Annotated in this window: 11 protein-coding genes; all 11 read right to left on the bottom strand. The window is 29.2% G+C overall.

Features of this window, described 5'->3' with window-relative positions:
• Positions 1–188: 188 nt before the first annotated feature.
• On the bottom strand, positions 189–1,085 hold the full coding sequence (locus AAC053_RS06655; RefSeq protein WP_339754406.1) for an FkbM family methyltransferase: 897 nt from the start codon (positions 1,083–1,085) through the stop codon (positions 189–191).
• 329 nt (positions 1,086–1,414) lie between these two features.
• The gene (locus AAC053_RS06650) at positions 1,415–1,822 is read right to left on the bottom strand and encodes a hypothetical protein (RefSeq protein WP_339754404.1); all 408 of its coding nucleotides are present in this window, start codon (positions 1,820–1,822) and stop codon (positions 1,415–1,417) included.
• Positions 1,823–1,831: 9 nt separating this feature from the next.
• Positions 1,832–2,494 carry a hypothetical protein gene (locus tag AAC053_RS06645; protein WP_339754402.1) on the bottom strand — a complete coding sequence of 221 codons (663 nt, stop codon included), beginning with the start codon at positions 2,492–2,494 and terminating at the stop codon, positions 1,832–1,834.
• A gap of 15 nt (positions 2,495–2,509) precedes the next feature.
• Positions 2,510–2,959 (bottom strand): hypothetical protein, encoded by a 450-nt coding sequence (locus AAC053_RS06640; RefSeq protein WP_339754399.1) that lies wholly within the window; start codon positions 2,957–2,959, stop codon positions 2,510–2,512.
• 61 nt (positions 2,960–3,020) lie between these two features.
• Positions 3,021–3,473 carry an Hsp20/alpha crystallin family protein gene (locus tag AAC053_RS06635; protein ID WP_339754396.1) on the bottom strand — a complete coding sequence of 151 codons (453 nt, stop codon included), beginning with the start codon at positions 3,471–3,473 and terminating at the stop codon, positions 3,021–3,023.
• 424 nt (positions 3,474–3,897) lie between these two features.
• Positions 3,898–4,749: an ATP cone domain-containing protein gene (locus tag AAC053_RS06630; RefSeq protein ID WP_339754393.1), complete on the bottom strand. Its 852-nt coding sequence runs from the start codon at positions 4,747–4,749 to the stop codon at positions 3,898–3,900.
• 29 nt (positions 4,750–4,778) lie between these two features.
• Positions 4,779–5,186: a hypothetical protein gene (locus AAC053_RS06625; protein WP_339754390.1), complete on the bottom strand. Its 408-nt coding sequence runs from the start codon at positions 5,184–5,186 to the stop codon at positions 4,779–4,781.
• Positions 5,187–5,245: 59 nt separating this feature from the next.
• Positions 5,246–6,100: a universal stress protein gene (locus AAC053_RS06620; RefSeq protein WP_339754387.1), complete on the bottom strand. Its 855-nt coding sequence runs from the start codon at positions 6,098–6,100 to the stop codon at positions 5,246–5,248.
• A 65-nt stretch (positions 6,101–6,165) separates the two neighbouring features.
• Complete coding sequence (locus AAC053_RS06615; protein WP_339754384.1) at positions 6,166–6,999, bottom strand: universal stress protein; 834 nt, start codon at positions 6,997–6,999, stop codon at positions 6,166–6,168.
• Entirely contained in the window at positions 6,996–7,853 is an 858-nt protein-coding gene (locus AAC053_RS06610; protein WP_339754381.1) for a universal stress protein, read from the bottom strand. Before AAC053_RS06610 ends, AAC053_RS06615 begins: the two co-directional genes overlap by 4 nt.
• A 20-nt stretch (positions 7,854–7,873) precedes the next feature.
• A complete protein-coding gene (locus AAC053_RS06605; RefSeq protein WP_339754377.1) occupies positions 7,874–8,722 on the bottom strand; it encodes a universal stress protein in 849 nt (282 codons plus the stop codon).
• Positions 8,723–9,111: the final 389 nt, after the last annotated feature.

Genomic DNA, 9,111 nt, shown 5'->3' with positions numbered 1-9,111 from the left:
TAATAAAATTATAGTTCCTTTACTCATATTTCACTCATAAACTTATGAATACATCGTCTCCGTATATGAAAAGTAGCAGATAAATAGGTAATATATTTTCGGATTAAAACAAAAAGAGCAGAAAAAAAACTAAACTTTGTCTAAGCCCTTAACTGCTATTTTTTATATACATTGTTAGGCAACGTATTTTATTCAACTATAAATTCTTCAATTAAGTTCTTTTTCGAGGGATGAACAAAAAAGCAGTTTCTAATTCCGTTATCATAATCACGTTGTAATGAGTTTGTTTTTTTAAGCCCATTATCTGTATGATTGTAAAATTCGTAATTATGAGTTAACATAATTTCTTCTATCTCTTTCTCGATTCTATCATATAATAATTCACATATTATTATCGGTCTAAATTTTTTTATTGTTTTTGACGCTTTTCTCAAAATAAGATGTTCACAACCCTCCGTATCAACTTTAATTAAATCTAATTTTTCAATCTTTTTTTGTTCAACAAAATGGTCTAATGTGTCCGAATCAATTTTTGTTTTCAAGGATTTTAAGTGAGGTTTTGTTCCAATGTTATGTTCTCCAGATAGATTATAAATTGTTGGATATTTATTATTGCGAATTTCATAGAAATCAATTTTTCCTTTGTGGTCTGATAGTGCTAAAACGTTGACATTTATTCTCGAATCAAAATTGTTTATTTTTACATTTTCCGAAAGATAAACCATTGAACCAATAGAAGGTTCAAACGCCTCTACATTTAGTTTATCATTTACTTTAGCACCCAAAATACTGTAATATCCAATACTAGAGCCTATGTCAAAGAAAGTGTCAATTTTTTTTACCAGACTTATAAAAATTGGTGTATACTCATAATTTTTGCTCCCTTTCCAAAATAACTCGCGAGTAACATAACTTGTTTGATTTGCCTTTAGTTTTATTGTTTTATTATGGCCTATGTTTACGTTTAAAACACCTGATGGGTGAATTTTAATTTTTTTAGGTAGTATAGGTGATAAAATATAGTTAATATTTCTTAGTAACCAATTTATACGAGGATTATAAATTAAAGAGTATATGATGTCCATTTTAAATAATTGCTTTCACAATAATATAAAATAATAAAGTTAAAATAAAATAAAAGAGGATGAACATCCTCTTTTATTTTGTGTGCGTTTATGAAAATTATCTAACAATCATTTTTTTTGTTCCAATTACAATATCATCAGCTATAAGTGTATAGAAATAAACACCTGATTCAAGATTGTTTTTAGGTATTGTTAATTTAGTTTCTATGTTTCTTTGCTTTATATCATATTTTGTTATTGTCGAACCATTAGAATCATAAATTACTATTTTAGCTTCTTTCACATTGTTCTCTATAAATAAATCAATTGTCGTTTCTCTCTCAAATGGATTAGGGTAGTTGCTTGAAAAGTAAGTTCTTCCATTTCCTAGAACATTTTCCGCTGTAAGAGTCATTCTTACCTATACCTTTAACTAGAGATACCAAAACAGAATCGTAACCAGCCTTTAATAATTTATTTACCTGAGCATCTATTTCGATTTCGGTTTGTTGAGAATCTTGAAATGATTCCTCAAAAACCACTGTGCTTTGCAAAGCGTTAACTCGTCTCTTATTTAATTCGTTTTTGAGTTGAAATTCAAATACTTTACGCGCCTCTAAATCTTGCACTACACCAATTACTAAAATATTTTTAGGTTTAAACGTGTTGTAATCTGGATTTCTCCAACTGTCAGTTAACTTCGTAGATGAGCAATTAAAAACCATAAAGACTATAAATAGGTTATTAAATACCCTCATTATATTTGATTATTTGATTGTTATATCTTCTGTAAGCTTTTCTTCTAGTAAAGTTTTTGGATTAACCAATTGTAATTCTTCTAAAACAGCAATAACTATATTTGCATAATTATTGATTGTTTCATCTACAGATTCTGGATCTACAATGTCTATATATCCTTTCCAGATGAGTTCTCTATCTTTTAATGGGCAAATACAATACATACTTGTTTCTGCATGATAAATTGTAAACTCAGAATAATACTCTGGGTTATAGAACACATCTTGATACCTTAAATAATCTTCGCTAAACTTTCTATATGTTTCGTCATATCCATCATAATCATTCTTATAGACTATTTTATTTTCTACACCGATTACTTTTGAAAACAAAACTGTATCAAACCCATTATTAATTAAATTGTTTTCTAATTCTTTAAGTTCAATCTCTGTCATCTTTTCAGTTTTAAATATATCTAAACTGCTGACCGCTTCAGCACCTCGCATTTCTAATTCATTTCTAAGTTTGTTTTCAAATTTTTGTCTTGCATCAATATTAGAAGTTAAGCCAACGACTAAAACTTTAGATGGTGAGTAGGTCGTTATTTCAGGATTTTTCCAGCTTTCTATAAGTTGAGTTGAATTACAACTTACTAATGAAAATACTACGATGACTATAAATAATCGCTTCATAATTGTTTTAATTTTTTATCTTCGATCGATTAAGAGTTTTATTTTCTCTTCTTTTTTTATTCTTTTTACAATATCGAATAGTTGTATTTTTAAAGATCTGTAATGCTTAAGAAACTCATTAATTTTAATTATTAAACCTTTATGTTCTTTTTTATAAGCCTCCTCTTCTTTAGGTTGATCTATTCCATCAACCATAATTTGAAGCTCATTTTTATGAACCTTTACCGCCTCTATTAAAAAATTGTTGCGTTTTTGAGACCTGTTTATTGCATCAATAATTTCTTTATTATGCGCAAATTTTTCTGGCTTAATAAGTTGTAGTGTGTACGATTTTATAAGGTCTTCAAAAAATAAGTGTTCATCTTTTACAAATTCTAATTGAGATAGCCATTCTTTAGATCCTTTATGCATTTCTTCTACACTTAACCATTCTACATAACGAGCGTGTGTTTGTATTGTTTCCATTATATTATATTTTAAAAAAGCAGAAGGCATTTTCTATAATTGCCTTCTGCTTTATAAATTCTTATAAAACTTCAATTATTTTTTTAGGCTGTTCCTTAGCTTCTTCTTTCTTTTGAAGATTCAATTTTAAAATACCATTTTTGTAGGTAGCCTTAACATTTTGGTCTGCATTAACTGTTTTTGGTAAGCTTAGAGATCTTTTAAAAGAATTATAACTAAACTCTTTACGTGTATAGTCTTCTTCCTTTTCCTCTAACTCAGTCTTTTTCTCACCACAAACATTAAGTATATTATCATCGATGGTTACTTCAAAGTCTTTATTTGAAAAACCTGGAGCAGCAAATTCAATTTCGAATTCATCATCATGTTCTTTAACATTCATTGCTGGCATTAAACTATCTTCTTCAAAAAAATCATTGTTAAAGAAATCGTCGCTGCTTAAAAAACTTTTTAAGCTGTCGTTATTCCATGATGGGAATAATCTGTTTCGGTTGTTAATTTTAATAAGTGACATAATTTATAGATTTATGAGTTAAACTAAATTTAATGACACTAAGTTAATTATGAAGAGCCTTTTACGAAATGATATTCATCAGTTTGATTACTCATATTTTAAGCAACCTAAATGACAACTTTATCTACATCAGTTCGTTTTGGGATGGTCACTATACACTTATAAGCATCTTGTATTTTTACTCTAAATGTATCTAACGTAGTATATTAACCATAAACTATGTGTACTGTATTAAGAATATTTTTAATACAATTCAACCAGTCTCTACAGGAAGATTTCTCCAATTTATTTCTCTTATTTCTTATAGACCTTGAAACATACCACAATCAACTAAATAATAGATTATGATGTTTCAATGAGAAATATAAATCCTGTACAAACTCAGAAGCTGCCAAGAAATTAAATTTTGCAAAATTTTCCATTTTCAATGATTTTCAATAGTGCACAATTGCGATATTTCGTTTAATATTTTTTCCTTTCGAATGTCTGAAACACCAAGATGATCTAAATAAAATTTATCGTGTAATAATTCTCTGCAAAGCACCACATCTCTACTGAGTAAAAACTGTTTTTCTCTGTTTGTGAGTAACGTTGATACAGTTATAGGATATAAACCTAACCTATCTATTCTATCTTTTAAACCATCATTTATAGGATAATCCCAACTCAATAAATATAGCCCACAACATTTACCATATTGTAAAGCATCTTTTGTAAACCTTGTGTTTGTAACCAACCAACCTTTTGTTAGTATCGTGCCATTTTTTGGGTTTGCATTCCAATATGTTTTTACGTCTTGGTATCTCGAATTTATATATAGTGGAATTTTTACATTACAGTTAAGGCCTTGTTCACCATGAAACTTACATTCTATGATTGTGGTTTCATTTTGCTTATGTGCAATAACATCAATCTCGTGTGTAACACATTGACCTTGTACAACTTCACCAACTTGAGTTTTATAGCCCGAATAATTTAAAATAGCACTTACAAAACGTTCAAACGGAAAACCGGTTGGACCTAACTCATAAATAGCTTTTTTAAGTTTGTATTTAGAAGCTAAATAACTTTTCTTCTTTTTAAGTACCGAAAAGGCTCTATTATATATTTCTTTTGTAGATATACCCTGATATAACTCATCGCGAACCTTATCGAGAATTTGATCTACAATCTGCTTCTCTGCTCCTGTTCTATTTAATGATGTACGGAGTTTCTCTAATGAAAATTTAACTTTTTCACCTGATGATTTTATAATATCAAAACTCTCATTTTTCATTGATATTTATTTATTTAACTGACAAAAATTTAATTGGACTTAAAGAAGTCTCTTACCAAAGCTTTTACTTGATTAACTGACATGCTATCAGCCTTTTCTATACCTTTTATTTTTGTACTTAAGCTTTTATAATTTTTATGCAGCACTTTACCAAATTTCTCATTAGTATCGGCTGGCCCAAAAATCACCAAAGCATTTGTATCATTAATATGAGAAGCGATAGTTTTAAAATATTGTTTTAATTGTTGTTTTTCGCGTTCTAAATATTTACTGTCTTGCACAACGTCTTGTGGACCACCTTTTAATTTTGTGCCAGAACCACCATGAGCATTAAAGTGCTCTATGTTAGACAAAACGGTTTCAAACGTTTCATTTTCATTGTCTATGCTCACTATATAAGCTTTTTCCTTATCTAACCATATTCCTGTTTGTTTCATTGAAAATTTATTTTTTCATTCCCATAAGAATGGGAATCTTGTTATTTTAAACCTTTTATTTAATTTCTTAAATCGTGCATTGCTAATATTGGAACTTTTAAGTGAAATGAGATTTCCTTAACCATAGCATTAGTAAGTATGCTACCAAAAAAAGTATGCTTTTTATTTATAAATGCTACCATATCACTATCTCTACTTTCTACAAAAATGTTAACGGCAGTTATAACAGAATTATGAGATAAGGAGTGAAATTCATAGTTTGTACCTTGCAATATTTCTTCGAGTAACTTTTTATTTTCTTTTTGATTTTTATCTAATTCATCAGCTTCTTTAACATAAAGTATTATAATTGTTGCTTCACATTTTTTAGCAATATCTGTAAGATAGATGAGCTCTCTTCTTTTGTAATGTGTTTTATAACTCGTAGGAAAAACAATCTCTTTTGGCATTTCAATTTCCGCATTTTTAGGTACAACTAATACAGGGCAATTACGTACTTTTTCCATAACATATATAGCTGTGCTCCCAAAGGCGGTTGCTCTAGTATGTGTTTCACCTTTGGTTCCCATTACAATCATTTCAATATCCTTTTGATCTACGATGTTTTTTATAGCTTCAATGACATTGTTAAATTGTGAAATCACATCAAAATGATGCTTTGAATTTTCAGAATCGCTCATTGCTATCATATCATACACTTTTGCTAAACCATTTTCTGAATTGAGTTTTGCAGTTTCGTACAATTCGCTTCCAGGTTCCATATTTAGTAGTCTTTCTAAAATGTTACTTGTGGCAGAAAACACATTTAGCAAATAAAAATCGCAATGCTCATTTTTATATAATTCTCGAGCATAATTAATAGCTCTCATTGAATTTTTTGAAAAGTCTGTAGGAAGTAAAATTTTATGTCTCATCACATTGGCATTTAACTTGTTTAGCTAAAATTAATGCACAAAACCTCTTGTAGAAATGATATATATCAGATTGAACACGGAATAACTAAAAATGGAATTTTTGAATGAAATCCAATCTTGTTTACAACGGGTTCGTTAACTATCTTTTCAATAAAGCTATGCTTATAATTTATCATTGCAAGAATGTCTATATCGAGCTCTTCATTAAAATCATTGATTTCTTGTGTCTTTTTCGCATAATCTGGCATCCAATGAAAACTATGTGGATGGTTTTCTAAATAGACTTGTAGCATGGCGAAATTATAGTCTTGTATTTTTGTGAGATTATTCTTTTCTGAAATATGAACAATTCTAATTTTAGAGTCATATAATTCCGATAATCGTTTTATTGGCAATAATTCCTCTCCATAAAACCTATTAAAATCTGTTGGAAAAGCAACGTGTTTAGGCTCTACAAAATCAAACTCTTCTGGAACAACAAGTATTGGGCATAACATCAATTTTTTAATTATATCTACGGTATTACTTCCAAAGAAAATTTCTTTTGCACCAGTTGCCCCTTTTGTACCCATAACAACAAGATCTATATTATGTTTTTTTACAGTAGATTCAATAGCAGTTTTCAATTTACCCTTAACTAAAATAATTTCAAAACTGTGATTAGCATTGATATTTGCATTTTCTGCCATGTCCTTTAACTCGGCTAATTCTTTTAATGAATCCTCTTTTAAATCATCCATATAATGCGTTGTTATATAAGACTTCATAGTAGATTTTACAGCCCAAGAGTGCAAAAAATAAAACGCACACTCTTCATTTGCATATAACCTCAAGGCATACACTATGGCATTCCATGCATTATCTGAAAAATCCGTTGGTATTAAAATAGAGTGTTTCATAATTGTTTTTTTTGGTCTGATGGTATTACGAGAAACGGAATAGTTAAATGAAATCCTATTTGTTTGAGTTTAGATTGAAAAAATAGGTTCTCAAAAAAAGAGTGTTTATTATTAATCATTACCAGCAAATTAATTTTTGATTTAATCTGAAATTCATTAATGGCTTCTGTTACATCCATACTCTTTATCTCATGAAATAAAAATGATATGTTTTTAAATATAGATTCTAATTCTAGTTTGTTGTTGGTTTTTGCCTCTGTAAATTCATAACCTGTTGATACGTGCATTGCATTAACTCTAGAGTTATGTGATATCGCTATCTCTTTCAGCAAATTAAGTTGAGTGTCTCTGTAACTGACTTCTAGGTCTGTAGGAAACAATATCTCGTGAGGATTTTCAAATTCAAAATTTGACGGAATTGCCAAAACCGGACATTTTATTTCTTTAAACACGTGTACAGTATTAGAACCAAATAATATTTCTTTTGCTCCTGTGGCTCCTTTAGTTCCCATTACTATGACATGCGTCGTATGCTTGTTCATAAATTCTTTTATGCCAGAAATTAAAGTATCAAACCGTGATAGAGTTTCAAATTTATGTTTAGAATTATCAGGAAACTCCTCAGTGATCTTAGCTACCAATTCCTTTAGATTTTCTTGAGAAGTATCCCTCATAACATCACCCAAACCAAATTGCGCAGGATATCCTAAAACATACTCTACATTGTAAATTACAGGCGTATAGGTGTTTAACAAATGAAAAACACACGCTTGGTCTTTAAAGAGTTTGATAGCGTATTTGATAGCATTCCAAGAATTATCGGAAAAATCTGTTGGTAAAAGAATATGTCTCATAGCGTTTATTTTTGTTTTGTTCAATTACGTGTTGCATTTTGCATTGCTAATAAAGGTATTTCTAACCCTAGACTTACTCTATCTATTGTAGAGGGGAATAACATATCTTCTAAAAATGAATGTTGAGTATTAACCATAGCAATAATGTCTATTTTATTTTTACTTATATAGTTTTTTACAGTTTCTGCTATTTTTTTACTGTCCTCGATGTAAAAATTCACTTTGTTAACACATAAAATATCTTTAATAAAGCACTTATTATCTTCTTGTCTTATGGACAATTTGTTGCTTTTAGAAACATATAATACGTCTATTACACTTCTGTATGGTTTTGCTATATCTGATAATAATTTTAACTCTCTGCGTTTGTAAGGCATTAAATAATTGGTAGGAAATAAAATATGTTTAGGTTGTGTATTGGTATAATTAGATGGTATGGCGAGTACAGGACATTGTACATATTTTAACACCTGAAATGTTCGACTTCCAAATACGATATGCTGCTCGTTTGATTTGCCTTTAGTACCCATTACAATTAAGTCTATATTGTATCTATCTACAATAGAATTAGCCTCTTCTACCAGCGTATTATAGGATGAAATAGTGTGGTAGGTAAATCTAGGATTCGGCGCTTTTCCTTTAACTTTCTTTAATAGCTTTGCTAAATTTTGTTGCGATTCGTTTCTTACATTATTTAAAATATCATCAAAGACTTTGCGTGAAACTAACTCTTCATGATCATAGAATTCGTTCTGATAAGCATGCATAAAGTAGAATACTGTTTTTTCATATTTAAAAAACTCTAAAGCAAAGTTGATAGCGTTCATTGCATTTTTAGAAAAATCGGTAGGTATGAGTATGTTTTTCATGGCTGTTGCATTAGTATTGAATTTTAAAATTATAGCTTATATACCAGTATTACAATGATATATGTCATGTTGAAATGCTAATTACAATTGATACTACTATGCAATCCTCACTTTTGTAGAACCTAGTGTACTTTACCTCTGGCAACAATAAATAGCTATATCTTTAAGCTTATGTTTCTAGGCTATTTCTTATGTCTCTATGCTATTTTAAGAATAGCAGAAATAGTATTAACTGTTGTCGTTTCAGGAAGGTTTATGGTCTTAAAAATTGCATTGTCAATTTAATTTTGTAATATTTTTTGGCGTCGAAAATGTATAAACCAACAATTAGAAAAGCAGATTTCATCCCTCACTGATATATATCATTTCAGTTTATACAAGTAGTTAGC

Origin of the sequence: uncultured Winogradskyella sp. (assembly GCF_963975125.1) — a bacterium.
In the GTDB taxonomy this organism is placed as follows: domain Bacteria; phylum Bacteroidota; class Bacteroidia; order Flavobacteriales; family Flavobacteriaceae; genus Winogradskyella.
The sequence above is the reverse complement of the archived record's forward strand: the minus strand, read 5'-3'. Positions and strand labels throughout refer to the sequence as shown.